Below are 26,904 nucleotides of genomic sequence, written 5' to 3' on the forward strand. Positions count from 1 at the left end.
AAAACCCGATCAAAAGCAGCGTCAAAATTGGGCTCCATTTTACATGCTGCACTGCACTTAAAGTGATATATTCCTTGCCTATTATCACTTTTTTATTTCAGAAACCATGACCGATTTGCCGCACAAGCCACTGCCACTGGATGGCCACACCGTTTTTTTTGTCTCTGATGGGACAGGTATCACTGCGGAAACATTTGGTCATTCCGTTTTAACCCAATTTGATTTGCGTTTCAAACAAATTCGTCTGCCTTTTATCGACAATATTGATAAAGCGCACGACGCATGCAAAAAAATTAATGAGGCGTTCGCAGAAAAAGGTTTGCGTCCCATTGTATTTTCTACCCTAGTCCGCGCTGACTTCGCCAAAATTATCCGCCAAGCGCATGGCGTGCACATGGATTTAATTCAAACCTTTGTTGAACCGTTGGAGCAAGAATTAGGCGTCAAATCAACCCACACCGTCGGACGCAGCCATAACACGGCCGATACCCAGGCATATCGCAATCGGATTGAAGCGATCAACTTTTCGTTGGCGCACGATGACGGTCAGTCGCATAAGAATTTATCGACAGCCGATGTTATTTTGGTGGGCGTTTCGCGCTCGGGAAAAACACCAACCAGCTTGTACTTGGCGATGCAATTTGGGATTAAGGCGGCGAATTACCCGCTAATTCCTGAGGATTTCGAACGTGGAAAACTTCCAAGTGCGCTGTATGCGTTTAAAGGCAAGATTTTTGGCTTAACCATTGCGCCAGAGCGCTTGTCCGAAATTAGAAATGAACGCCGTCCGGGAAGTAAATATGCGGCGTTGGAAAACTGCCGCTATGAAGTCAATGAAGCCGAAGCGATGATGAAACGCGAGAATATTCGTTGGCTGTCGTCCACAGCTAAATCGATTGAGGAAATTTCCACTACGATTTTGCAAGAAATGAAAACGGACGTAGAAATCAATTGGTAGCGCCCAACTGGCAACGACTAGAGACTAATGCGATCAACGCGGCGGTGATGCGCTGGACAACTTGCGATAATTTCCTATCATTAAACTTGCCGTGGATTTAGCGTATTGCCGCACACAGGTATTGCCTGAATATGAACGATTACTTTAGGTCTGAAATAGCATTTCTTGATTAAAAATAACTTTCCAGCACGCAAGTTTGGTAAAATCCTACCCCATGTTCCCAAGCACATTTCACTCTTCGAGAAAAGCAATCGTATTTAGGTGGTTCGCCATCTGGGTAATGTTGTGCTTGCTGGGGCAATCTTTATTGCCATCGTTCGCTTTCGCCCAAGCCGATTCCAATCCGCGCCTGTGGGATGAAATTTGTAGTGTATATGGCGCACGGAGCACTACTGCTGATAAATCTCATGACGCCGACTCAAAACTTCCGGCGCCTACACACCATGCAGAATGTCCGCTGTGTTTGCACGTATTCAATGATGTAACGCTATCCACACCGACTGCTATACCAAGTTTTCACTTGGTGTTGTTGCAGCAACTCGGCTACCAAGCACCGCAACTAGCTTCTGCAATTCAACCAATCTCAAGCGCGCAAGCGCGGGCGCCCCCTTTTCTTATCTAAACCAATTCATCGCGATTTTTGGTCAAGCCGCTATTAAGCAGCTTTGACCGTCGCTCACCTATTCGTTTTATTTAAGAAAATATCATGACAACTTTTAATCTACGTATTACTTCGAAATCCATCGCCTTGATTGGCGCAGTCGCTCCACTATTTTTCGCATCCAACGTGTACGCTTGCGCTACTTGCGGTTGCTCACTGTCGTCCGACGGTGCTCTTGGTTATGCCAGCACGAGCGGATGGGGTATTAGTTTGGATGACACCTTCATCAACCAAAACCAATTACGCACCGGAACGCGAACAATTTCGCAAGCACAAGTGCAAACTATTGATGGGCAAGAGGTGGAAAATCAAACGATCAATCGCTATGTAACGCTAGGGTTGAGCTATTCCGCTGGCCCCGATTGGAATGTCAAATTATCGCTTCCCTATGTTGATCGCAGTCATTCTACCTACGGCACGTCCGCCACATTGCCCCTGACACCCGATCAAATCAGCAGCTCAACTGCCTCCGGCATCGGTGACACAAAAATAGTCGCGAGTTACCAAGGATTTTTGCCAACGAAGAATCTTGGTGTCCAAGTCGGTATCAAGCTGCCAACTGGCAACTACGGGGGACCGAGTCCTGACAATACCACTGGCGCGGTCGGTCAAGGTTCGGTTGGACGTCATCCAGCGGTTTTCGGGCCCGCCGGTAATTCTGGCAACACTTATTTAGACACCAGCTTAAATGTCGGTAACGGCAGCACGGATGTGATTTTGGGTGCTTATTACTTCCAAGCAGTTAGCCAAAATTTGGACGCATTCGTTGATGGACAATATCAATTTTCGGTTAAGCAACAACTCAATCAGACCGACGCCAATTACAAGCCTGGTAACCAAGCAAACGTGAGTGTTGGGCTGCGTTATATGGCCGATCCGCAAATCATTCCGCAATTACAGATTAACCTGACCAACAAGCAGGCCGATTCGGGCGCATTTGCCGATACCATGAACACTGCTGGAACATTGGCATACTTAAGTCCAGGGGTCACGATGAGCGCAACGGCCAATACCCGCGTCTATGCTTTTGTTCAGGTTCCCATTTACAGTAACCTAGCTGGCTACCAATTGTTTCCGCGTTATACAGCCTCGGTTGGCGTGAGCTATCATTTTTAACCGTTTGGTATAGTTTGTAGGTAATGGGAATGAGGGATTTTTTGAAAGTGGATTCAGATATGTCTAGAAACTTGGATAGCAACGTTACGCTGCATCGTGAATTGGCGATCCCCAGCGCTGAATCCAACTTTGATGCAATGCGCCGCAGACTAATATTTTCCGCCTTGGGCTTGGCCGGCCTAAGTGCGCTAAATGCCCTGCTCCCAACGCCTGCCAACGCCAAAGAGTTAGCCCTTGGAAAACCAGCCCCTGCGCTGGTTTTGCATACCCTTGATGGGAAAACAATCGCCACCACCGATTTGATCGGTCAAATCGTAATTGTGACGTTTTGGGCTAGCTATTGCGATCCTTGCCGCGAAGAGTTACCACTGTTATCCAGCTATGCCGAGCAGCATGCGAAAAACGGTTTGAAGGTGCTGGGCTTTTGCTTAGACAGCCCAATTAATATCGACGAGGTGACGGCAATCGCCAGTAAATTGTCGTTTCCGGTGGGCTTGCTACCGAATCAGTATGCGGGCGATTACGGACGAATTTGGCGTATGCCGGTGAGCTTTGTCATCGACCGCGCTGGTCGCTTGGTCGATAACGGCTGGAATGATGAAAATCCTGTTTGGACCAAAGAACGCTTGCGGCGTGTGATGGATCCCTTGCTGGCGCGCAAAGAATAAGGTTTGACGCTGAAAACGTTATTCTTTCACTTCGCCGTTGATGACTGGATCGACGTGGGTCATCACATCTAAAACTGGATGTTCGCGCAGCACCCGCGCGGTCGCCTCTTGCGCGATTTTATGCCCTTCGACCACGGTTAAGCTGCCATCCAATTCCAGGTGAACGTCCACAATAATTAGGTCGCCGACTTTGCGCGTGCGCATGTCGTGCAGGCCGAGGACGCCTGGAGTTTCTTTGAGGGTCAACTTAATGGCTTCAAATTCTTCAGGCGATACGGCGCGGTCCATCAGATCATGCAACGCGTCCCAGCCAAATTTCCAACCCATGCGGCCAACCATACAGCCGACTACAAACGCAGCGATCGGGTCAAACAGCGGATAGCCCATTAGATTGCCAATAATGCCCAGCGCGACCACCAATGAAGACGCGGCATCCGAACGCGCATGCCATGCATTAGCAATTAACATACTGGAACGAATGCGTTCTGCAACGGCGAGCATGTAGCGGAACAATCCTTCTTTGGCGACCAGAGCAATTAGTGCCACCCACAATGCAATGCTATGCACTTCGGGGATTGTTTCAGGCGCTTGAATCTTAACTACCGCCGTCCACAACATGCCCACGCTAACAATTAGCAGCAAAACACCAAGCACCAACGATGCAGCGTTTTCATAGCGCAAATGGCCGTATTGATGATCTTCGTCGGCTTCTTTTTTGCTTTCTTTGTTGGCCAGCAAAACGACAAAGTCGGCGAATAAATCCGATAAAGTATGAATACCATCAGAGATCAAACCTTGCGACTTGGAAAATATCCCGATCGCAATTTGAACAATGCTTAAAACGATATTGACCGCTACGCTGACCATCGTGCTGCGGTGCGCCGCAGCGTTGCGATCAGGCGTATCTGGTTCTTGGAATGCTGGTTGAGGTTCAGCCATTTTTAAAATGCACCAATCGCTTGTAGGTCAGCATGATAGGAGGAGCGCACCATCGGACCGGACGCGACTTGGGTAAATCCAATGCCCAATGCATACAGTCGCAACTCATCAAATTCTTCCGGCGTGACATAGCACTGCACGGGCAAGTGGTGTTTGCTCGGTTGAAGATATTGTCCCAAGGTCAGCATAGTGATGCCATGCGCGCGCATATCTTGCAGAACTTGTTGAATCTCAGGAATCGTCTCACCCAAGCCCAGCATGAGACCTGATTTCGTCGGCACGGTTGGATTTTGTAGGGCGAAGCGCTGCAATAAATCTAGCGAGTTTTGATAATCGGCTCCTGGACGCGCTTCCTTATATAAGCGCGGGATAGTTTCCAAATTATGATTAAACACATCCGGCACTTCCGCATTCAAAATGTCTAAAGCGACATCGATACGCCCGCGAAAATCCGGTGTCAGCACTTCAATCTTGGTGCTCGGTGTTGCGGCACGAATAGCGCGAATACATTCGGCAAAATGAGCTGCCCCGCCATCGCGCAAATCGTCACGATCCACTGAGGTGATTACCACATAACGCAGTCCCATGGCGCTCACGGTTTTCGCCAAATTGCTTGGCTCATTCACATCGAGCGGATTTGGGCGGCCGTGGCCTACATCGCAAAACGGACAACGGCGAGTGCAAATATCACCCATGATCATGAAGGTGGCGGTGCCATGTTTAAAACATTCGCCCAGATTTGGGCAGCGCGCTTCTTCACAAACGGTATGCAGATTGTTTTCACGCAGAATGGATTTGATTCGCGCCACTTCTTCGGTTCCAGTGAACTCAGCGCGAATCCAGCTTGGTTTGCGCAGGTATTGGGATGGCTCTGTAGGAACGATCTTGATAGGAATACGGGCCATTTTTTCGGCGCCGCGTAGTTTCACTCCAGCGATGGCTTTGGCTGGCTTTTTTTCTGTTTCGGTCGTCATGTTAACTACCCTTCTTTCTTCGCCGCGATTTTGGGCGTTGCTACCTGCACATCAACGCATTGTGCGCGATGACGCAAGGCGTGATCGATTAGCACTAGGGCCAACATGGCTTCGGCAATCGGGGTGGCACGAATCCCAACACACGGATCATGGCGACCAAAGGTTTGCACAACGCTCGATTGTCCTTGCTGGTCGATGGAATTACGTGGCGTACGAATCGAGGAAGTCGGTTTAATCGCCATCGAAACAGTAATATCTTGACCGCTTGAAATCCCGCCTAACACGCCACCGGAATTGTTGCCAACGAAGCCTTCAGGAGTTAATTCATCGCCGTGCTCTGAACCTTTTTGCGCGATTGATGCGAAACCGGCGCCAATTTCAACACCTTTTACGGCGTTAATGCCCATCATCGCATAGGCAATGTCGGCGTCCAATTTGTCGTAGATCGGCTCACCCCAACCCACTGGAACATTTTGCGCCACTACATTGACTCGCGCACCGATCGAATCGCCCTGCTTACGCAAATCGTCCATGTAAGCTTCTAAATTGGTCAGCACGGTAGGATTGTCGGTAGCGGCAAAAAATGGATTGGCGTGTACATGTTGCCAATCTTCGAACGGAATTGTTAGCTCGCCCAGCTGGCTCATGTAGCCGCGGATTTCTGTTCCATATTGCTCTTTGAGCCATTTTTTGGCGATAGCCCCAGCGCCAACCGCAGGCGCCGTTAAACGCGCCGACGAGCGTCCACCGCCGCGGTAATCGCGAACACCGTATTTTTGCCAATACGTGTAATCGGCGTGGCCAGGTCTAAATGTTTCCACAATATTGCCGTAGTCCTTACTACGCTGGTCCTCATTGCGGATGAGCAATGCAATCGGTGTGCCAGTGGTTTTTCCTTCGAATACACCCGATAAAATCTCCACCGTATCGGACTCTTGCCGTTGGGTAACGTGGCGCGAGGTGCCGGGCTTGCGGCGGTCCAATTCAGGTTGAATATCGGCTTCGGAAAGACTTAAACCGGGCGGACAGCCATCGATAACACAGCCAATCGCAGGACCATGTGATTCGCCAAAAGTGGTGACCGTAAATAAAGTGCCGAAAGTATTGCCAGACATAATGTACTTTTTAGTGAAAAAATTGAGCAAAGAGCGCCATTTTAACAGGACAGCAATGGTTGTTGCAGTACAAGTTAGCAATCAATCCGTGTTGGACTGTTCTAACTAGGAATATTTCATAAATGAAAGATTTCTTGGGTAGAAAATTTACCCTTTTAAGCTATACTGATTGTTGATCATGGTTCACATTTGAGGCAAAACTGGATGAGCACAAATCAACACTCATCACACGATGAGTTAATATTTTTAGAAGAACTAGAAAAATCTGACCCTCAAGTGAAGCCAGAGGGAAATTTAACGTGGCGCATCATGATTATTGATGACGACCCCGATGTTCATTCTGCAACAACTTTTGCTTTAAGCAGCTTGGCGATTCAAGGCCGTTCGTTGAGCTTTTTACACGCTTATTCGGCGGTCCAAGCAAAAGAAATCTTAAAGAACGAAACTGACATCGCCATCATCCTGCTCGACGTTGTTATGGAGCAAGAAGATGCGGGCTTGCATTTGGTCAATACCATTCGCAATGAATTGGGCTTAGCCGAGGTTCGTATCATTTTGCGTACCGGCCAACCGGGCTATGCCCCGGAAATTGATGCAATCCGCGATTTTGACATTAATGACTATAAAACTAAGTCTGAACTAACCCGCACTAAGCTTTTCACGACCGTAACGTCAGCGATTCGCTCGTACGATCAAATTTGCTCCATTAATACTTTGCGCCGTGCCTCCGATATCACCACGCGCTCGAGCCGTGAGTTGATTTCGCAAACCAATCTAAACGAATTCGCCGCTATCGCGATTCGCAGCATCATCGAATATTTCAACGAGCCCAATATTAATTTGCTGCTGTTCAAGCAAGATGAGTTAGGCGGCGCAGTCAATATCATCGCTGCCAATGGTCAGTTTTCGCAGTTGCTCAACAATCCAACCAAGACGTCCGACAATTCGTTGATTTTGCAGACGATAGAACTGTGTTTAATCCAGCAGCAAAACCTGATTGAATCGGACCACGCTGCCCTGTATTTAAGCAACACAACCCAGACCCGTTACGCGCTTTATATCGGTGTTAATAAGCAAATTACCCCGCAAGACGGTCGGTTTTTAGATGTGTTTTCAAGCAATGTGTCGGTTTGTCTTGACAACGTTTTGCTCAATATTCGTTTGCGCACTCATGCCTTTACCGATCCTCTAACGAACCTGCCTAATCGTCTGAAGTTGTTGCACATGCTGGATCAAATTTTGGCCCAGCAAAATCGCCCGCAAACGACGCTCGCCTTAATTGATATTGATCACTTCGCCGAAACCAATAATGCATTGGGACATCAATTCGGCGATTTATTGTTGTGCGCGGTGGCTGAACGCTTGCGTCATCATTTTGAGCACTCGTGTAAGTTGGCTCGTATTGGCAGCGATACGTTCTCGATTGTTGGACATAACGATATTGTTCGGCCTGAAATTATTCTATCTTTGTTCTATGCGCCCTTCTTAATTGAGAAGCAAGACGTTCAACTGTCCGCCACCATCGGTCTGGTGAAACTTGATGACTATCAGGGCGATACATCGGACGCGCTCAAAGACACAAACATCGCTCTCAAGCAGGCTAAAAAACAGCAACGCACCGGCTACGTGTATTTCACCAACAACATGGGAGTTGAAATCCGCGAACGCGTACGCTTGATGCGTGCGCTGAACAGCGCATTCCAAAAGAATCATTTGTTCGTGGTGTATCAACCGCAAGTCGAAATTTCGTCAGCCAAAGCGATTGGCGCGGAAGCTTTGTTGCGCTGGAAAACGGCTGAGGGCAAATATATTCCGCCCGATCAATTCATTCCTATTGCCGAGTACTCTGGCTTGATTATCGAATTAGGCGATTGGGTGCTGCGTAACGCCTGCTTCGAGCTGAAGACACTGCTCAAAAAAGGTTACGACGATTTCAAAATGTCGGTCAATGTCTCGCAAGCGCAGTTTTTGCACCCTGAGTTTCTCAATTCGGTGCGACGCGCGATCAGCGATACAGGCGTTCCGCCGCATTTGCTAGATCTGGAAATTACCGAATCCATGGCGATGGAAGATCCCATATTCCTGATGGAAACATTGCATCAGTTGAAGAAAATTGGCGTAAAAATCTCTATCGATGATTTTGGAACCGGCTTCTCGTCACTGAGCTATTTACAGAAACTGCCGATCGACCAATTAAAAATTGACCGCTCTTTTGTCAATCAAATCGTTGATGCCAATAGCAGCGCTAGCATTCCTAAGATGATTATTCAGCTGTGCCAAAGTTTAGGCTTGAGCGTTATTGCCGAAGGCGTGGAGGAATTGAAGCAGGCTGAAGCCCTAGTGTCATTTGGTTGTTCGTACGCCCAAGGTTACTACTACTCCAAACCGCTGGAAACCTTAATGTTGCATGAGTGGTTGGGACAACGGCTTTAACATGCACAAAACTTACGCCAATAAAAAAAAGCCCTGAATCACAAAATTCAGGGCTTTTTCTTTGCTACTTATTTCGGCAAATTACGCCATTTTAGCAATTTGCTTGTCCACTTCATTGACTGCAACGTGAGCGCCAGAAATAAATACGTACATCGCTGGAACCACAAACAACGTAAATAAAGTACCGATAGACAATCCAGTGAAAATCACCAAGCCCATCGCGTGACGTCCAGCCGCACCAGCACCGGATGCAATCACCAAAGGCAATACACCGAACACCATCGCCGCGGTAGTCATCAAGATTGGACGCAGACGTTCACCAGCAGCTTCTTCAATCGCAGCGCGCTTGTCTAAACCTTTTTTACGTAACTGGTTAGCAAACTCAACAATCAAAATACCGTGTTTACTAATCAAGCCCATCAGTGTTACTAGACCAACTTGAGTGTAAATATTGATGGACGAGAAGCCCCAGAAAATAAAGATGGTTGCACCAAACAATGCCAGCGGCACAGACACCAAAATCACGATTGGATCACGGAAGCTTTCAAATTGTGCGGCCAACGCCAAGAACACAATAATCACAGCAAACAACAATGTTCCAACGAAACCGCCAGATTCATTCATAAACTGACGCGATTGACCTGAGTAGTCAGCGCTGTAACCCGTTGGGGCCACTTCTTTCAACGCATCACGCATAATTTGCAGCGCTTCGCCTTGAGATACACCAGCCACACCGGAAATCGTTGCCGAATTCAGCTGTTGGAAGTGATTGACCGACTCAGGCACAACAGAAGTAGTGATATGCGCGATTGTGCTCGCAGGAATCATGTCACCAGCCGGTGTGCGGATATGGAAATCCAATAAGTCATCGGGATTCAAACGATTAACTTGCAGCACCTGGGGGATAACTTTGTAAGAACGACCCGCAATCGAGAAATAGTTCACGTAACCACCACCCAACGCTGCACCAAGTGCTTGTCCAACGTCTTGCTGAGTCATGCCCAACGTTGCGATTTTATCGCGATCCACGACCAAGGTTGCTTGCGGCTTGTCGAGTTTCAAATCGTTATCGATAAAATAGAATTTGCCCGAAGCTTGAAGCTTAGCCATCACCTTTTGGGAAACTTCGTTCAAGTTAGCAAATGGCTCAGTCGTCGTAATCAAGAATTGAACTGGCAAGCCAGAGGATCCCGGTAATGCTGGGAATTGGAAGGCCACAACTTTTGCACCAGCCAATTTATTCCACTTAGCTTGCAAGTCTTGTTGAATCTCTTTGGCGCTGCGTGAGCGTTGATCCCAATCTTTCAGTAGCACACCGCCAATACCAGCATTGGTAGTCGGTACGCCAGTCAATTGGAACATCTGCTTATATTCAGGCATAGAATGAGCAACTTTGAAGACTTGGTCGGCATACACTTGCATTTGATCTGCAGTTGCCGTTGGCGCTCCAACAACTTGGGACAAGACAATACCTTGATCTTCTTCTGGCGCTAGTTCGGAAGTCGACATTTTGAACATCAACACCAAACAGCCGATCAAGATGACACTCATCACAATCAAGACTGGCCAAGTATTTAAAATACTGTGCAGAACGCGCAGATAGCCGTGACGCACTTTTTCGAAAATGCGATCAATCAACATCACGAATTTCCCCGAGTCTTGCTCAGGTTTAAAGAAGCGCGCGCACATCATTGGCGACAAGGTCAACGCGACGACGCCCGATACCGCCACCGAACCCGCCAGCGTGAAGGCAAATTCAGTAAACAATGCGCCAGTCAAGCCGCCTTGGAAACCAATCGGCACATATACGGCGATCAGAACAACTGTCATCGCCAAAATTGGACCGCCCAGTTCACGCGCCGCCAAAATGGAAGATTCAATTGGGGACTTGCCTTCCTTCATATGGCGGTCAACGTTTTCAACCACGATAATGGCGTCATCCACCACCAACCCGATCGCTAATACTAATGCGAGCAAGGTCAACAGGTTGATTGAGTAGCCCAACATCAGCATCACGAAGAAAGTACCGATCAATGATAATGGCATCGCGATAACCGGGATCAACACCGCGCGGAAGCTACCTAAGAACAAGTAAATAACCACGGTCACGATCACCAAGGCTTCGACCAAAGTCTTAATCACTTCAGAGATCGAGGTATTAATAAACTCAGTCGAGTCGTACACAATCTTGCCGGTCAAACCGTGTGGCAATTCGTCTTGCAAACCTGGGAAAGCTTTACGAACGCGCTCGGCAACATTCAAAATGTTCGCTTCAGGTGCAACTTTAATACCGATAAAGACCGAACGAACGCCACTAAAGGCCACGTTGAAATCGTAATTCTCGGAACCCAAGCTCACCGTGGCGATATCTTCCAGACGAACAATCGCGCCATTATTTTGCTTTACGGCGAGCTGTTTAAATTCTTCCACTGAGTGCAAATCGGTTCCTGCGGTCAGCGGAACAGTGACTGTCTGACCTTTGGATGCGCCCAATGCGGTCAAATAGTTATTGCTAGCTAATGCACCGCTCACATCCGCTGCAGTCACGCCCATCGCTGCCATCTTGGACGAATCCAACCATGCGCGTAACGCGAAGGTACGAGCACCTAAGATCTCAGCGGTCTGAACACCGTCAATCGAATCAAGCTTAGGTTTAATGACCCGCAGCAAGAAGTCGGTAACGTTATTGGTCGGCAAAGTATCGCTGTAGAAACCCATGTACATCGCATCCGTGGTTTGACCGGTTTGCACGGTTAAAACAGGTTGCTGCGCTTGGGCTGGCAATTGGTTTTTCACCGCATTGACTTGGGTACTAATCTCGGTCAAAGCGCGGTTAGCGTCGTAATTCAAACGCAACGTTGCTGTAATAGTCGATACCCCGTTAGTGCTTGATGAGGATAAATAATCGATTCCTTGGGCCTGTGCGATGGAAGATTCCAACGGTTGGGTAATAAAACCAGCGACTGTTTGCGCATCCGCACCGTAGTACGTGGTCGAAATAGTGACGATCGCGTTTTGCGTTTTAGGATATTGATTGACTGGTAGCGAAAACAATGACTTCACACCGAGCACCACGATCAACAGGCTAACAACAATAGCCAAGACCGGGCGTCGGATAAAAAGATCGGTAAATTTCATCGTATTACCTCTTAGTGTTCTTGAGGAGTTGGATTGGCATCGTTGGCCGGAGTCACCGAATTATCAACAATAATTTGCGTACCGTTTTTCAGCTTTAACTGACCGCTGGTAACGACTTCTTGACCAACTTCCAAGCCCTTGGTAATGGCCACTTGATCGCCGCGGGTCGCGCCAGTTTCAACGAATACTTGGCTCACAACTAACGTTGCATTGCCTTTATCGTCTTTTTTGTCGCCCGCTTTGACTACAAACACCGTGGAACCATATGGATTAAAAGTGATGGCTGCTTGCGGCAAGGTAATGTAGTTTCCTTTTGTACCAACATCCAAACTCACGTTAGCAAACATGCCCGGCAATAATTGTTGCTTTTCGTTCGACAATTTTGCTTGCACTTGAACGTTGCGGCTGCTGGCGTCAATCACAGGATTAATAGCGTTGACCTTACCGATAAATTTCACGCCAGGGAAAGCGTCACTCGAAATGTTTAAGTTTTGGTTCACTTTCAACATCGCGGTTTGTTTTTGCGGAACAAAGAAATTCACGTAGATTGGATCAACTGTTTGCAGGCTAACTAATTTGTCACCTGGATTAACGTATTGACCTGGATTGACCGCTGTAATGCCTAGACGTCCAGAGAACGGCGCGCGAATTGTTTTCTTCGCGACCAATGCAGCTTGCTGCTCAGCTAAAGCGCGTTTGCTTTTTAAGTCAGCTTTATCGGCATCGACTTGCGCTTGGCTAACACCTTCAACCGCAAATTGAGCTTCGTCGCGCTTTAATACAACTGCTGCCAACTCGGCCGCGGCTTCCAAAGCGTGTAATTGAGCGATGTCAGAATCGGCATTCAATACAAACAATACGTCGTTCTTTTTAACGGTATCGCCTGATTTAAATTTGATTTCACGAACCAACCCAGCAATTTCGGAAGTGACGTCAACACCGCGGAATGGCGCAACTGTTCCCACTGAGGCCAACTGTGGTTGCCATTCAACCGAGGTTACCTTAGTTGTTGATACGGTTTGAGCGCCTTGCTTAGGGGCGTTAGCAATTAATTGCTTAATTTGCAGATATTTTCCAAATGCCAATCCAATAATCAACAATAGGACACATCCCAGCATGATGAGCATACGCTTAGTCATGAATACTTCCCCTTACGTTTCAATGTTCAAAAATAAAATGATTTCTAAAAGTACGATTTACTATTTAAGTCTGTTCTACTGCAGATACTCACTCATTTTTAACCGAGATATCTTTCAATTCAGGACGATTCCACCAGCCACCGCCCAAGGATTGAAACAAGGCTGCAGTATCGGCGTAACGCGCTGCTTGCGCTTGAATCAGAGCAATCTTGGCGCTTTGATAGGTGCGTTTCGCGTCGAGCAAAGCCAGTGAGCTGACAGCACCAAGTTTGTACTGCTGCGTTGTTAACTCTAAAGTTTGTTTTGCGGTGGACTCGACTTCGACCTGTTGTTTCAACGTTTTGGCATCGAATTCAAGTGCTTGCAAGCTATCTGCTACGCTTTGGAAAGCCGATAACACCGTCGAACGATATTGCGCATCGGCTTGATCATAGGCGGCAACTGCTGCACGTTTTTTGGCGGATAGCGCACCAGCATTGAAGATCGGTTGCGTAATACCGGCGCCGATGTTCCACAAATTCCAGTCTTTGCTGAACAGTTGACTTGCTTTGGTCGCAGCGGAGCCGTAACTCGCGGTCAGATTGATTTGCGGATATTGTGCGGCGGTAGCAACCCCGACCTCAGCACTAGCTTGATGCAGCAAGGCCTCATTGGCGCGGATATCAGGCCGTTGGCGCACTAACGCTGATGGGATGGATAATGGCAAGTCTTGCGGCAACTGCAGGGATTCCAGCTTAAACTCTGGCAGGCCAGCATCGCTAGGTAGGCGACCAGCATACACTGCTAATTGGTTACGAGTTTGCTCCAATGATTTCTCAAGTGCCGGCAAACTAGCGCGAGTTTGGGCAACCAAGTTGCGTTGCGCTAAAGCGCTGGCTTTGGGAATCGCACCAATCGCTAATTGACGCTCAATTACATTTAATTGCTGCGTTTGGTAGTCCAGAATTTCTTGAGTGGCTTTGATTTGTTCTCGAATCGAAGCTTCTCTAACAGCGGTTGTCACCAAGTTAGAAGTCAGTGTCAAATACACTGCCTCAACTTGAAAGTGTTGGTAATCAACTGCAGCTTGCGCGCCCTCTAACGCACGTTTATTCGCACCGAACAAATCTATCGTGTAAGACACATTCACCGACGCGTTATACAGAGTGTATAACTGCCCCCCAGGAACACCGGTCGAAACGGCAGATGCCTGATTGCGGCTTGCTCCTAATGTTCCATTTACGGATGGGAAGATTGTATTGCCGTATTGAGCGTTGTAGTTTTCTTGAGCTTGACGCAAGGCGGCTTGCGCGGACGCTAAATTAGGGCTTTGCTCTAAGGCCGATCGGATTAACTGATCAAGCTCGCTTGAGTGAAAAATCGTCCACCACTGCGCTGGAATATCTTGCCCAACATTAATTTTTTGCGCCGCACCAGCCACATTGTCAGCGGAGACAGTTTGCGTTGCCGTAGGTGTCGAAGTGTAGGCTGCAGTATCTGATTTTGCTGGCTGTACAGGTGCTTTAAAGTCAGGGCCAACCGCGCAAGCACTTAACAGCAGGCTGATCGACATCGCTAAGACGGTCTGATTTAACCCAGATGGTACGGAATTAATTAAGGGAAGTTGCATCATTTTTTTCACTGATATGCTCCTGATGATTGCTTAATTGACTATAAAGTCAGGTAAAGGTAATGCGCTACAGCCCACTTCAAGGTGCAACAAATTCGGATTACTGGGGGGAGATTTTGACGCTTAAATGACGCTAGAAACCAAACAAAAAAATAAATGACCCAAAAGTCAGGAGCGCATTATACCGCTTTTTTAAAACAGGGTTTATTTTTATTAAAATAACGAAAACAGAGCAAAATAGCGCCCTCAAGAACTGTTAATTAAAGCAGAAACAAGAACAATGTACTAGAAAAATAGTGCGCCGCATCAATTAAAAATTGTTAATTCCGCGCCAATCACTCGCCCTACTGCCATCGTCCGCGTAACTGTTCTACTTGTTGTTTCAGATAGTCAGGCTTGGCTGTTTCTGACGGAACCGGTTCTCCCACCACCAATTCCAAGCGAGAAAATAAACCGCGGCGGAAGGCTCGTTCAAATGGATTATCGTTGCTCCGACTATAAATACTTCCCCATAATCCGCGCAACGCCATAGGAATCACTGGCACTGGCGTTCGTTCTAAAATGGTTTGAACGCCAGCCTTGAACGCATTAATCTCGCCATTTTGGGTCAGCTTTCCTTCAGGGAAAATACAAACCAGTTCGCCCTCATGCAATGCCTTGGCTATATCGACAAACGCATGCTCCATCACCCAAGGATCTTGCTTGGCGGATGAAATCGGAATTGCTTTGGCTGTTCTAAAAATCCACGAGAACAATGGAATGTTAAAAATCCGATTATCCATCACAAAGCGAATTGGGCGCGGTGCGTAAGCGGCAATGACTAAAGCATCCAAATAGCTCACATGGTTACACACCAACACCGCTGGACCTTCCGAAGGAATGCGTTCGATGTTAATGCCGCGGACACGATGGATGGTATGGATTAACAGCCAGACTAAAAAACGCATTAGGAACTCGGGTACCAAACTAAATATATACATTGCAACCAGCGCGTTTAAGCATGCGGTCACCAAAAAAATCTGTGGAATACTCAAACCAGATTTCAGCATCACCATGGCAGACAAGGCGGCGACCACCATAAACAACGAGTTCAGAATATTCATCCCCGCAATGGTGCGGGACATGTGTGTTGGATCACAGCGAGTTTGGATCAGGGCAAACAGCGGAACAATATATAAACCACCAAAGATTCCAAGGCCAACAATCGCTCCTAAAATCAACCAACTGCCCTGCTGCTCCAAGAATTTCCCAGCATCGACGCTGGCGGTAGCAACGTAATGACCGCTAGCAAAGTACAGCAGAATGCCGAATAAAGTTAAGCCGAACGAACCAAACGGCACTAAACCGATTTCAACTTTGTGGCCCGAAAGTCGCTCGCAAAGCAATGAACCAGCCCCGATTCCCACCGAAAATATCGCTAGTAGCAACACAAAAACACTATGATCGCCATGCAAGTACTCTTTGGCGTATTGAGGAAATTGCGCAAGAACAATCGCGCCATAAAACCAGAACCACGAATTACCCAGCAGGGATAAGAACACTGTGCGATTTTGGCGCGAGAAACGAATATTGCGTATGGTTTCGCTGAACGGATTCCAATTCATTTCCAAATCCGGCACCGGCGCTGGAGATGGGGGAATGCGCCAACTCACAACGCAGCCTAAAACCGCGATTCCGATGGTACCAAGCGCCACTAAATGGATGCCCCAAGGTTTGTGCACGACCAAGAGCGCGCCGATAATTTCGCCTAATAAGATACCGACGAAAGTACCCATCTCAACAATCCCGTTACCGCCAATGAGTTCATCCGTCTTTAAATGCTGCGGCAAATAGGCGTATTTCATTGGCCCGAACAAGGTGGAATGCAATCCCATCCCAGCCACGGCGGCGATTAGCAGCCACAACTGATGATTAAACCAGCCCAAAGCGGCCACGCTCATAATGAAAATCTCTAACAATTTGACCGCGCGCGCGAGCTTACCTTTTTCAACTTTGTCCGCGATTTGGCCTGCGGATGCCGAAAATAATAGGAAAGGTAGGATGAATAAGCCGGGAATTAGATTGTTGAGTAGCCCGATATTCATATCGGTCCAATTCAAGGCATCGAAGGTCAGAATGGTTAATAAGGCGGTTTTAAATACGTTATCGTTGAGTGCGCCAAGAAATTGAGTCCAAAAAAATGGGGCGAAACGGCGTTGCAGGAGCAATGAGAATTGGCTGGTTGGTTTCATTTTGGAATCAAAATCAATGGAATTCTGGAAATATACATCAACATCCACCGACTTTGTTGCGTTTGCAATCCCAATCAAAAAATTATTGTTGCACGATATTTGTAACACCCAAGGATTGGAACTAGGGTTTAATGCAGTTCTTTGGAGCGACAGTCATAATCAACTACCGGAATTACCGCCAAGTACGTTTTTTTAAAAATGGCTGGCAAAATGCATTACTATTACGCGTGTTTTTAGCCGTGTTCTCATTTTCTTTCACAAACTAATTACCTATGAATCTATTTAACTCGCCAATGTTACGAACTTCCCTGATGCTGTTGTTATTTACTGCCGTTGGGATTTGTGCCGCTCAAAATGCGCCAACGGAGCCTGCCGCAACGTCAGCAGCCGAGCCAATCACCGTCGCGAATGCACCGGCCAAGATAACGTCATTAATCAAAATCGATAACAAGATCGGGACGGGTGCTGAAGCCTCGCCTGGGCTTTATTTGGATGTCAACTACACCGGCTGGTTATATGACCCGAAAAAGCCCGATAAACGTGGCAGTAAATTCGACAGCTCGATTGATTCCGGCAGACCGCTCACCTTCCAATTAGATGCCCGCACGGTAATTCGCGGCTGGGATCTTGGCATCAAAGGGATGAAAGTCGGCGGACAACGCACTCTGATTATTCCGGGCTATTTGGCTTATGGCGTTAAGGGAAGCAACTCGATTCCACCGAATGCGACATTGATTTTTGATGTTGAATTGGTTGACGTTAAATAGTTAATCCGACCAAATCTGAGTCAAAATAAAAGGGAGAGTTATTACAACTCTCCCTTTTGCTATTTCTTCCCTCTACTTCACCCTACTTCATCATTTAGCTCAGACTCAACTTTAGCTTTGCGTCTGCCAACACTCGGCGGATGGTCGAGGCTAACTCTTCGGCCACAAACTTGGCTACATAAGCGTCCGCTCCGACGTTTTTCACGTGCTCTTCATTGGTAGAACCAGTCAACGAGGAGTGAATAACGACCGGCAACGATTGGAATCGGGTGTCATGCTTGATTTTTCTGGTTAAGGTAAAACCGTCCATTTCTGGCATTTCCAAATCGGTCAACACCAAAGCAACTTTGTCATGGATTGTTTTACCTTGCGCTTCGACTTCGTTTGAGAGCGCTTGGAGCTTTTCCCAGCATTCTTTACCGGTTTTGGTCATGATGAATGGTGCGCCCATGGCTGTCAGGCCGCGCTCAATCAACGTACGCGCCATATGCGAATCGTCGGCGGCGAGGATCACGGTTCCAGGGGGCAACAATAACGAGGGGCCAACCGTTTTTGCATCGATTTCTGGTTCTTCGGGTTGGATTGAACGCAGGATTTGCTCCACGTCCAACACTTGCGCCAAGCGTGTATTGGCAATATCACCGTCCAAACGAGCAATGCTGGTGACCATGCCAGCCACGGAGCTGGATTCAGCGGACAAAACTTGGCCCCAATCCAAGCGCACAATTTCTTCCACCGATTCCACCGCAAAGCCTTGGGTCGAGCGCGCATACTCGGTGACCAGCAAGATATTCAATCCAGTACTAGGAACGCATCCCACCACGCCAGGAAGATCAATAACAGGAATGATTTGCCCACGCAGGTTAACTACGCCCAGCATGTGATCGACTGCACCTGCGACTTCGGTGATGCTGGGCATGGCCACAATTTCACGGACTTTAAATACATTAATTCCGAATAACTCAGAATGTTGTGTTTGTTTGGCAATGCCTAAGCGAAACAACAATAATTCAAACTTGTTTGATGCTGTTAGATTCGTGCGTTCGTCAATTTCTTGCTGAATTGAACTCATGTTACCTCCGATAAGACTGTCGAAATTACCTAGCTCTGAATTGATTATAGTGACGATTTCTAAACAGGCTAGGCATTTCCATCGGAAAACTTATTTTATTACGTGGTAGCACGGCACATACTGAGTTCCCGGCAGTTTCATGCGCTGCTGCTGAACAAAAGAACTTAGCAAAGAATCAATGGAAACCATCAAATCCGTCTCGCCAGTTATCTCGAAATAGCCAAACTGCTGCACCGCTTGGATCCCCGCCGCTTTGACATTTCCCGCCACAATTCCCGAAAACGCGCGCCGTAAATTGGCTGCCAGCAGGTAGGCCTCTTGGTTTTTGTGCAATTGCAACTGGCGCATATTTTGGTGATTGGGAATAAATGGCTGCTGGAATTCGGTTGGAATACGCAGCGACCAATTAAAGTAATACGCATCCGATGTTGATTTGCGGAAGGCACGCACCTCGGTAATGCCGGCATTCACACGTTGAGCAACCAACTCGGGGTTATCAATGATGATTTGGTAGCGCGCTTGCGCTTTCGCGCCCAAGGTGCCGCCAATAAATTGGTCGATTTGCTTGAAATAGTCGGCAGCGCTAGACGGTCCGGTGAAGATTAAGGGAAATGGAATATCGGCGTTGTCTGGGTGCAATAAAATTCCCAGCACGTAGAGGATTTCTTCGGCCGTACCTGCGCCGCCCGGAAAGACGATGATGGCGTGTCCAAGCCGGACAAAGGCTTCCAAGCGCTTTTCAATATCGGGCAATATAACCAGCTCATTGACAATCGCATTAGGCGCTTCGGCGGCAATAATTCCCGGCTCAGTAATACCTAAATACAAGCCAGTCGAGCTGCGTTGCTTCGCGTGACCAATTGTCGCGCCCTTCATTGGGCCTTTCATCGCGCCAGGGCCGCAACCGGTGCCAATATTCAATCCGCGCAGACCTAGCTGATAACCGACGTGTTTGGTGTAATCGTATTCATTGCCGGAGATGGAATGACCGCCCCAGCACACCACCAAATTGGGATTTATCGAAGGTTGCAACAAGTTGGCGTTGCGTAAGATATGAAATACCGCATCGGTAATCCCTTGGGATGTCGTGACGTCAAATTGAGGATTGCCTTCGATTTCGCTATTCAAGAAGATAATGTCGCGCAGCACAGCAAACACGTGCTCTTGAATGCCTTTGATCATCACTCCATCAACAAAGGCGCTCGCTGGCGCATTCTTGATGTCGAGCTTAATTCCGCGCTCACGATGAATAATGCTAATGGCAAACGACGGATACCGCGCAAGTAATTCTTTGCCATCGTCGAGTGCGTTTCCGCTATTTAACACCGCCAAGGCACAGTGGCGGAAGATGGTATACAAACCGCCATGACTGGTATCGAGTAGTTTGTTGATTTCTGCTTTGGAGAGAACGTCTAAGCGACCTTCGGGAGAAATTTGGGTATCCATTACCGGATAATCCATGTTGACCTCTTTTTTAAATTGAAATGAAACAAGTTTAGGAAGTTCTCGTTTCAGTGTAATTCAATTTAAAAAAATCAACACCACCAACCTGCATTATGGTGCTCGTTAGGCAAAAACAAGCCTAATAAGCCCAAACCAATGAGAATCAGGGCAGCGCCAACCGCCAACCAAACTGGTGGCTTTTTCGCGCCAAAACGTTGAACTAAACCCTGGGTAAATAGCAGATACGGCAAAGCGCCAAATCCAAAACACAGCATTAAGATCGCGCCCGACCAAGCTGCGCCGCTCACTAAAGCCAATGGCAAAACGCCATACACCAATCCGCAAGGCAAACAACCCCAGATGATTCCGCGCACGAAATACGAACGCGACAAGCGCACGTTGCTAAAAATTGCAGCAAAGCGACCACTGATTCGCACGCTAAAGATTTGCCCGAAGCGCCCCAACGATACAAAGTTAGGCACGTATCCCAAGCATTTAAAGCCCAAATAAATCAGGCTTACATTTCCAATAAAAAACAGAATGGATTGAACAGGAATAACCGGCTTGAGCAACAATCCAGCCGCACCCAATGCGCCAACCAATGCGCCCGCGAGCGCGTAAGTCAGTAACCGTCCTGCATGCAATAAGCCAATATTTCTCCAAACCTGCGACTTGGTCGTACTGGCTTCTTGGGCATGGATAGGGATAATTTTCGACCCTGCGATAATGGCAGCTTTTGACTTAGACGAATTTGACAGCATCGCAGCGATCCCGCCGCACATGCCTATGCAATGGCTTCCGCCGGCCACTCCAGCAAGTAAGGCTGTGAGCAAGAGCGATTGATTCAGCATTGAGTTGGACGAGAAATGTTAAAAGCCGGCGTTAACCGGCTTAGGCATCGCTGCGGTAAAAAGTCAAAAGGGTTCAACGCGGCTTGGTCAAAAGGATTGCAGTAATGGTGCTGGCAACGCAGCCCAAAAACCAGAATAGCAGGAAACCAACGGTATAAGTTGCATCAACCCCAAGGTCAAAGCGCTCATCGAAACCAAGCAAATCGGACGGGTCGATAATACTAAACACCACACCACTGCTAACGCAGGCCATTAAGAAAGCGGGCCATAAAATCGATATCACCAAACGGAAGGTCGTGATGGATTGCGGCATCTGATATTCCAAAGCAGAACTCCTTAATTGACTGATAGCAATTCGTAATAATAAACAATAGCGCTTAATTTAACACCTTAAATTAACACCTCAATTAACCGCCCTAATTTGCAAATCGGAATCTGCTGGATGATGCCAATCACTGGTCAACCGCCAACCGGTTGCTTCCAATTTCAAATGCATCAACGAGGCTTTCGTCTCAGATAGCTTACCTTGGTAGATGCCGGGTGTCACTTGGCGCAAGGGCAGACGGTGGGTAGTCTCAACCAAGTCATGCGCGTCAGATGTGGCGACACTCAGTAAAATGGTATCGGGTAGTTGACCTTGGCCTTGCAGTCGCAATTCGAGTTGACCATCTGCTTGTAGGTGCAAGTTAGCTTCTAGTTTTAGCGCCCGCGCTTTGGCGTCACGAACCAAATCGGTGTTAATCATTAAGCCTTGTTTGTAATAATCTTCTGTGACGACTTTATCTGCACCACTGAAGGCTAAATAACCAGTGAACAAACTAGCGCAAACCACACATAATGGGCCGCCAATGACTAGCAACAGCCAAGGTTCTTTTTTCCAGTTATCTCTTTTTTGCAGGGTAGGCAAAACATCCATCATTATCTCTTTCATTGATTACATTAGCGTGGCACTAAAAACACGGCTTTTTCGGTGACAGATACATTCGGATTTTTAGCATCTTTAATAATGAAGCGAATTTTATTCGATCCTTTTTCGGCGCTTCCATAAGGAATTTGCACTCGGACGGGGAACGCCCTATTGCTCGCACCTGGAATCTCAATCGTGTGCTCGGTTAAGATTTCGGCACCGGGAATGCCAGCAACTTCCACGGAATAAGTATTGCTTTGTTCGAGCGCATTCATGATTTGCAATTTATAGACATTGTCGATTGCTCCGGTTTCGGTTACGCGTGGCATGCCGCGATCACGGATGACGTTGACTTTTAGCGGCACGCGATTAGCCAAGGTGATCGCTGCGACTAAAATAATCGTCCACAAGATGCCGGTATAGACCAAGGTTCGCGGTCTAAATACCCGCTTCCACATCTGGGCTTTGGTGAGACCATTTTCTAGCGCGTGCTCGGTGTTGTAGCTGATCAGGCCACGCTCATAGCCCATTTTATCCATGATGTCATTGCAACCATCGATACAGGCGGTGCAACCGGTGCACTCATATTGCAAGCCATTACGAATATCAATACCGGTGGGACAGACTTGCACGCAAATACCACAATCGATGCAAGCGCCTAAGCCAAGTTCTTTATGATCCGCATTTTTACTTCGGGAACCACGTGGTTCGCCGCGCGCGACATTGTAAGTAACGGTTAAGGTGTCTTTATCAAACATCGCGCTTTGGAAGCGGGCGTAAGGACACATGTATTTACACACTTGTTCGCGCATCCACCCCGCATTACCGTAGGTTGCGAAGCCATAAAAGAATATCCAGAAGGTTTCCCAAGGGCCTAATGTCCAGGCCAATACTTCCGCCGATAAATGATGGATGGGCGTGAAATAGCCGACAAAGGTGAAACCCGTCCACAATGCGATCGCTAGCCACAGTCCATGCTTAATTAATTTAAGCGAGATTTTTTTGGCGGAAATAGCACCATTATCAAGACGAATACGAGCATTGCGGTCTCCTTCGACCTTACGCTCAACCCACATGAAAATTTCGGTGTAGACAGTTTGCGGACAAGCGTAGCCACAAAATAAGCGCCCCGCTACTGTCGTAAATAGGAATAAGGATAATGCGGAAATCACCAGCAAGACGGTCAAATAAATGAAATCTTGCGGCCAGATGACCAGACCAAAAATATAGAATTTACGTGCGGTCAGATCAAATAAAATCGCTTGGCGATCATTCCAATTCAACCAAGCGCCGCCGTAAAAAATTAGTTGGGTGAACCAAACTAGAACCCAACGCCATTTAGAAAACCATCCGTGGGTGATACGTGGATAAATTTTTTCGTGAACCTCAAACAGAGTTTGCTCGCCATATTGCGAAGTTGTCGCGGCAAACTCTTCCTTGGTGTATTGCTTAATTGGCGTTGGTTCCATTTCTACCCTAGTTACTTACTGCTTTTGTTTCTCAATCGCTTCTAAACCGCTAGCATTCGACAGGCTCCAAACATAGGCAGTTAGAAGATGAATCTTGGCGTCACTGAGTAAATCTTTATGCGCTGGCATGTGGTTGTTATGACCCAAATTAATGCCTTCCATGATGGTATTAATGTCGCCACCATAAAGCCATGTTTTATCAGTCAAGTTTGGTGCGCCTAAAGCTTGGTTACCCTTACCATCCGCACCATGACAAGCCGCGCAAGCCACAAACTTGGATTTGCCGAATGCTGCTTTAATTGGATCATGGGCAGAGCCAGATAAACTTAACACATAGTTAGCCACATTCCGCACATCATCATCGGTTCCCACCACTGCAGCCATTGGCGGCATAACACCGTTGCGGCCTTCGCGAATTGTGGTCTCGATTGTTTGAGGATCACCACCATAGAGCCAATCGTGATCGGTTAAGTTTGGAAAGCCTTTGCTACCTTGCGCGTCGGAGCCATGGCACTGTGCACAGGTATTCAAAAATAGGCGTTCACCGATTGCGCGCGCTGCAGGGTCTTTGGCAACATCTTCAATTTTCATGGCCAAATACTTATTAAATAAGGGACCATATTGCGCCTCGCCGTCTTTGACCTCTTTTTCATAGGCGCCGACTTCGCTCCAGCCCAAAGTACCTTTGAAACTTCCCAAGCCTGGGTACAAAACGAGATAACCCAAGCCAAATACGACGGTGATATAAAACAACCACATCCACCAACGCGGCAAAGGATTATTCGCCTCTTCTAAATCACCATCCCAAACGTGACCTGTTGTACCGACTGGTTGCGGCTTGCCATCCGCATCCAATGGAACAGTAATTTTCGATTGGGACCACAATAGAACGGCACATCCTAAAATACTAATGATGACGAGGATGCCGATCCAGATGCCCCACCATTCGTTAAAAAAATCAGCCATGATTAGTCTTTTCCATTATCGTTATCAATCAGGGAGCGTCCAATGGCTTCAAACTTGGCTTTGTTGCGAGTGCTAAAAGCCCAGTAAAGAATACCAATAAAGACAACCAAACTCAGGACAGTAAAAATACTGCTTAATAGCGAGAAGTCCATGTGAGTTCCTTTCTTAATTTCTATTTTTAATCGCTGTGCCTAACACTTGCAAATAGGCGATTAATGCATCCAATTCCGTCTTATCTTTAAGCTGTTCTGGTGCACCCTGAACATCTGCTTCGGTGTACGGAACACCCAGTGTTTGCATGGCGCGCAGTTTTGGCTGGATTTCGGATGGATCTAATTTGTTTTTCGCTAACCAAGCGTAGGCTGGCATATTCGATTCCGGCACAACGTCACGCGGATTGTTCAAATGAATCCGATGCCAATCGTCGCTATATCGTCCACCCACCCGCGCTAAATCTGGGCCAGTACGCTTACTACCCCATTGGAATGGGTGGTCATAAACAGACTCACCAGCCACCGAATAGTGACCGTAACGCTCGGTTTCAGCACGGAAAGGGCGAATCATTTGTGAATGGCAGCCGTAGCAGCCTTCTTTCAAATAAATATCGCGGCCAGTTAATTGCAGCGCGGTATAGGGTTTTAAGCCGGTGACCGCTTCCGTTGTGGATTTTTGGAAAAACAACGGAACGATCTCAACCAAACCACCGACGCTGACCACCAAGATAACCATTACCAGCAGCAAACCAACGTGGCGCTCGATAAGATCATGACTAAATTTGCTAATACTCATTCAATTTCTCCCGATGGTTTAAGCGTGTGCCAAGGCTGGCGCTGGAATGACTGGATTGACTGCTTCACCACCAATCGCCGTTTTTGCCACGTTATATGCCATCACAAACATACCTGAGATGTACAACAGACCGCCTGCAACACGAATGATGTAGTAAGGGTAAGTTGCTTTGACGCCTTCGATAAATGTGTACATCAACGTACCGTCTTCATTCACACTACGCCACATAATTCCTTGCATCACACCGGCAATCCACATCGCGGAGATGTACAACACCACGCCAATAGTCGCTGTCCAGAAATGCACTTCGATCAACTTCACGCTGTACATCTGAGTCTTACCAAACAAGCGTGGAATCATGTAGTACAAGCTGCCGATGGTGATAAATCCAACCCAACCTAACGCGCCCGAGTGAACGTGACCAATACCCCAATCTGTGTAATGCGATAACGCGTTGACTGTTTTAATCGCCATCATCGGGCCTTCAAATGTCGCCATACCGTAGAAGGATAAGGAAACGATTAAGAAGCGCAGAATTGGATCGGAACGCAACTTACTCCAAGCACCAGACAACGTCATAATCCCGTTAATCATGCCGCCCCAAGAAGGTGCCAATAAAATCAGTGAGAACACCATACCGAGCGATTGCACCCAATCTGGCAAAGCGGTGTATTGCAAATGATGCGGACCGGCCCACATGTAGGTGAAAATCAATGCCCAGAAGTGAACAATCGATAAGCGATAAGAATAGATTGGACGTCCGGTTTGCTTCGGAACGAAGTAATACATCATGCCTAAGAAGCCAGCGGTTAAGAAAAAGCCGACCGCGTTATGCCCATACCACCACTGCACCATCGCGTCTTGCACACCGGCATAGACTGAATACGATTTGAGATAGGAAACTGGGAGTGTCATTCCGTTGACCACGTGCAGCAGCGCGACGGCCAAAATAAAACCGCCGTAGAACCAGTTCGCAACGTAAATGTGGGTGACTTTACGCTTAGCCAAGGTTCCAAAGAACACCACAGCGTAGGCAATCCAAACAATGGCGATCAGTATAGTAATTGGCCATTCTAATTCCGCGTATTCTTTACCGCGGGTATAACCCAAAGGTAGGGTCAGAACAGCGCCAACGATCACGGCTTGCCAGCCCCAAAAGGTGAAAGCAGCTAGGCGATCTGAGAATAGGCGCACATTACAGGTACGCTGAACAACGTAGTAAGAAGTTGCCATCAAAGCGCAACCGCCGAAGGCGAAAATGACTGCATTGGTATGCAGTGGACGAATTCGTCCGTACGTCAGCCAAGGTATGCCGAGGTTGAGTTCTGGCCATGCTAATTGCGCGGCAATGACTACGCCGACTAGCATCCCAATCACACCCCAGACAACGGACATAATGGCAAATTGCCGTACCACACGGTAGTTATAAGTAGTTTCTATATTTTGGCTCATGATCTCGCACAGGTGGGTTAACTGTTGGTAGCTTAGACTTAAGTAATCTCAGGCGGATTGACATAAATCAAACCGATTGGAAACATTACTAATATGAAACACAGAAACAAATTTGAAGCATCAGCATCTGTGTATAAAAATGTAACTTTATAACTCAAACACTGTGAATTTGCAAAAATCGTAACGAAGACAGAAATTAAATGCACT

23 protein-coding genes are annotated in these 26,904 nt (G+C 47.5%); 6 read left to right on the plus strand and 17 right to left on the minus strand.

What is annotated here, in order from left to right:
* The first annotated feature begins 106 nt into the window (after positions 1-106).
* From ppsR to E2I14_RS03810, 4 genes are all read left to right on the plus strand, one after another.
* Entirely contained in the window at positions 107-958 is an 852-nt protein-coding gene (gene ppsR, locus E2I14_RS03795; protein WP_133325539.1) for a posphoenolpyruvate synthetase regulatory kinase/phosphorylase PpsR, read from the plus strand.
* Positions 959-1,172: 214 nt separating this feature from the next.
* Positions 1,173-1,580: a DUF2946 family protein gene (locus E2I14_RS19950; RefSeq protein WP_133325541.1), complete on the plus strand. Its 408-nt coding sequence runs from the start codon at positions 1,173-1,175 to the stop codon at positions 1,578-1,580.
* Positions 1,581-1,664: 84 nt separating this feature from the next.
* Positions 1,665-2,735, plus strand: a complete 1,071-nt coding sequence (locus E2I14_RS03805) for a transporter (RefSeq protein ID WP_227544569.1) — start codon at positions 1,665-1,667, stop codon at positions 2,733-2,735.
* Positions 2,736-2,872: 137 nt separating this feature from the next.
* Entirely contained in the window at positions 2,873-3,403 is a 531-nt protein-coding gene (locus tag E2I14_RS03810) for a peroxiredoxin family protein (RefSeq protein WP_133325764.1), read from the plus strand.
* An 18-nt stretch (positions 3,404-3,421) separates the two neighbouring features.
* On the opposite strand, the gene E2I14_RS03815 is transcribed toward E2I14_RS03810, so the two are convergent.
* The 3 genes from E2I14_RS03815 to aroC are packed head-to-tail and all read right to left on the minus strand — an operon-like array spanning position 3,422 to position 6,431.
* On the minus strand, positions 3,422-4,342 hold the full coding sequence (locus E2I14_RS03815; RefSeq protein ID WP_133325543.1) for a cation diffusion facilitator family transporter: 921 nt from the start codon (positions 4,340-4,342) through the stop codon (positions 3,422-3,424).
* A gap of 2 nt (positions 4,343-4,344) precedes the next feature.
* Positions 4,345-5,316 carry a lipoyl synthase gene (gene lipA / locus E2I14_RS03820; RefSeq protein WP_133325545.1) on the minus strand — a complete coding sequence of 324 codons (972 nt, stop codon included), beginning with the start codon at positions 5,314-5,316 and terminating at the stop codon, positions 4,345-4,347.
* Between the two features lie 5 nt (positions 5,317-5,321).
* Positions 5,322-6,431 carry a chorismate synthase gene (gene aroC / locus E2I14_RS03825; RefSeq protein WP_133325547.1) on the minus strand — a complete coding sequence of 370 codons (1,110 nt, stop codon included), beginning with the start codon at positions 6,429-6,431 and terminating at the stop codon, positions 5,322-5,324.
* Positions 6,432-6,635: 204 nt separating this feature from the next.
* Between aroC and E2I14_RS03830 the strand changes: the two genes are divergently transcribed.
* Entirely contained in the window at positions 6,636-8,864 is a 2,229-nt protein-coding gene (locus tag E2I14_RS03830) for a bifunctional diguanylate cyclase/phosphodiesterase (RefSeq protein WP_227544570.1), read from the plus strand.
* Between the two features lie 81 nt (positions 8,865-8,945).
* Here E2I14_RS03830 and E2I14_RS03835 read toward each other — a convergent pair whose 3' ends face one another.
* From E2I14_RS03835 to E2I14_RS03850, 4 genes are all read right to left on the minus strand, one after another.
* Entirely contained in the window at positions 8,946-12,002 is a 3,057-nt protein-coding gene (locus tag E2I14_RS03835; protein WP_133325549.1) for an efflux RND transporter permease subunit, read from the minus strand.
* Between the two features lie 11 nt (positions 12,003-12,013).
* Positions 12,014-13,141 (minus strand): efflux RND transporter periplasmic adaptor subunit, encoded by a 1,128-nt coding sequence (locus E2I14_RS03840; protein WP_133325551.1) that lies wholly within the window; start codon positions 13,139-13,141, stop codon positions 12,014-12,016.
* Between the two features lie 88 nt (positions 13,142-13,229).
* Positions 13,230-14,753 carry an efflux transporter outer membrane subunit gene (locus tag E2I14_RS03845; protein ID WP_133325768.1) on the minus strand — a complete coding sequence of 508 codons (1,524 nt, stop codon included), beginning with the start codon at positions 14,751-14,753 and terminating at the stop codon, positions 13,230-13,232.
* Positions 14,754-15,094: 341 nt separating this feature from the next.
* Positions 15,095-16,981, minus strand: a complete 1,887-nt coding sequence (locus tag E2I14_RS03850; protein ID WP_133325553.1) for an MFS transporter — start codon at positions 16,979-16,981, stop codon at positions 15,095-15,097.
* Positions 16,982-17,274: 293 nt separating this feature from the next.
* Here E2I14_RS03850 and E2I14_RS03855 point away from each other — a divergent pair, with 293 nt between their 5' ends.
* Positions 17,275-17,748 (plus strand): FKBP-type peptidyl-prolyl cis-trans isomerase, encoded by a 474-nt coding sequence (locus E2I14_RS03855; RefSeq protein ID WP_227544571.1) that lies wholly within the window; start codon positions 17,275-17,277, stop codon positions 17,746-17,748.
* Positions 17,749-17,842: 94 nt separating this feature from the next.
* On the opposite strand, the gene E2I14_RS03860 is transcribed toward E2I14_RS03855, so the two are convergent.
* From E2I14_RS03860 to ccoN, 10 genes are all read right to left on the minus strand, one after another.
* Complete coding sequence (locus E2I14_RS03860) at positions 17,843-18,820, minus strand: chemotaxis protein (protein ID WP_133325557.1); 978 nt, start codon at positions 18,818-18,820, stop codon at positions 17,843-17,845.
* 90 nt (positions 18,821-18,910) lie between these two features.
* A complete protein-coding gene (ppnN, locus tag E2I14_RS03865; RefSeq protein ID WP_133325559.1) occupies positions 18,911-20,281 on the minus strand; it encodes a nucleotide 5'-monophosphate nucleosidase PpnN in 1,371 nt (456 codons plus the stop codon).
* A 74-nt stretch (positions 20,282-20,355) separates the two neighbouring features.
* Entirely contained in the window at positions 20,356-21,114 is a 759-nt protein-coding gene (locus E2I14_RS03870; protein ID WP_133325561.1) for a sulfite exporter TauE/SafE family protein, read from the minus strand.
* Between the two features lie 73 nt (positions 21,115-21,187).
* Positions 21,188-21,427, minus strand: coding sequence for a hypothetical protein (locus tag E2I14_RS03875; protein WP_133325563.1), 240 nt, complete (start codon positions 21,425-21,427; stop codon positions 21,188-21,190).
* A 90-nt stretch (positions 21,428-21,517) separates the two neighbouring features.
* Positions 21,518-22,045, minus strand: coding sequence for a FixH family protein (locus tag E2I14_RS03880; protein ID WP_133325565.1), 528 nt, complete (start codon positions 22,043-22,045; stop codon positions 21,518-21,520).
* 8 nt (positions 22,046-22,053) lie between these two features.
* The gene (gene ccoG, locus E2I14_RS03885) at positions 22,054-23,490 is read right to left on the minus strand and encodes a cytochrome c oxidase accessory protein CcoG (RefSeq protein ID WP_133325567.1); all 1,437 of its coding nucleotides are present in this window, start codon (positions 23,488-23,490) and stop codon (positions 22,054-22,056) included.
* A 15-nt stretch (positions 23,491-23,505) separates the two neighbouring features.
* Entirely contained in the window at positions 23,506-24,456 is a 951-nt protein-coding gene (ccoP, locus tag E2I14_RS03890) for a cytochrome-c oxidase, cbb3-type subunit III (protein WP_133325569.1), read from the minus strand.
* Positions 24,457-24,458: 2 nt separating this feature from the next.
* Positions 24,459-24,608: a cbb3-type cytochrome oxidase subunit 3 gene (locus E2I14_RS03895; RefSeq protein ID WP_133325571.1), complete on the minus strand. Its 150-nt coding sequence runs from the start codon at positions 24,606-24,608 to the stop codon at positions 24,459-24,461.
* A gap of 13 nt (positions 24,609-24,621) precedes the next feature.
* Entirely contained in the window at positions 24,622-25,245 is a 624-nt protein-coding gene (ccoO, locus tag E2I14_RS03900; RefSeq protein WP_133325573.1) for a cytochrome-c oxidase, cbb3-type subunit II, read from the minus strand.
* 18 nt (positions 25,246-25,263) lie between these two features.
* The gene (gene ccoN, locus E2I14_RS03905) at positions 25,264-26,697 is read right to left on the minus strand and encodes a cytochrome-c oxidase, cbb3-type subunit I (RefSeq protein ID WP_133325575.1); all 1,434 of its coding nucleotides are present in this window, start codon (positions 26,695-26,697) and stop codon (positions 25,264-25,266) included.
* Positions 26,698-26,904 lie beyond the last annotated feature (207 nt).

The sequence above is a fragment of the Sapientia aquatica genome (assembly GCF_004358105.1).
GTDB lineage: Bacteria > Pseudomonadota > Gammaproteobacteria > Burkholderiales > Burkholderiaceae_D > Solimicrobium > Solimicrobium aquaticum.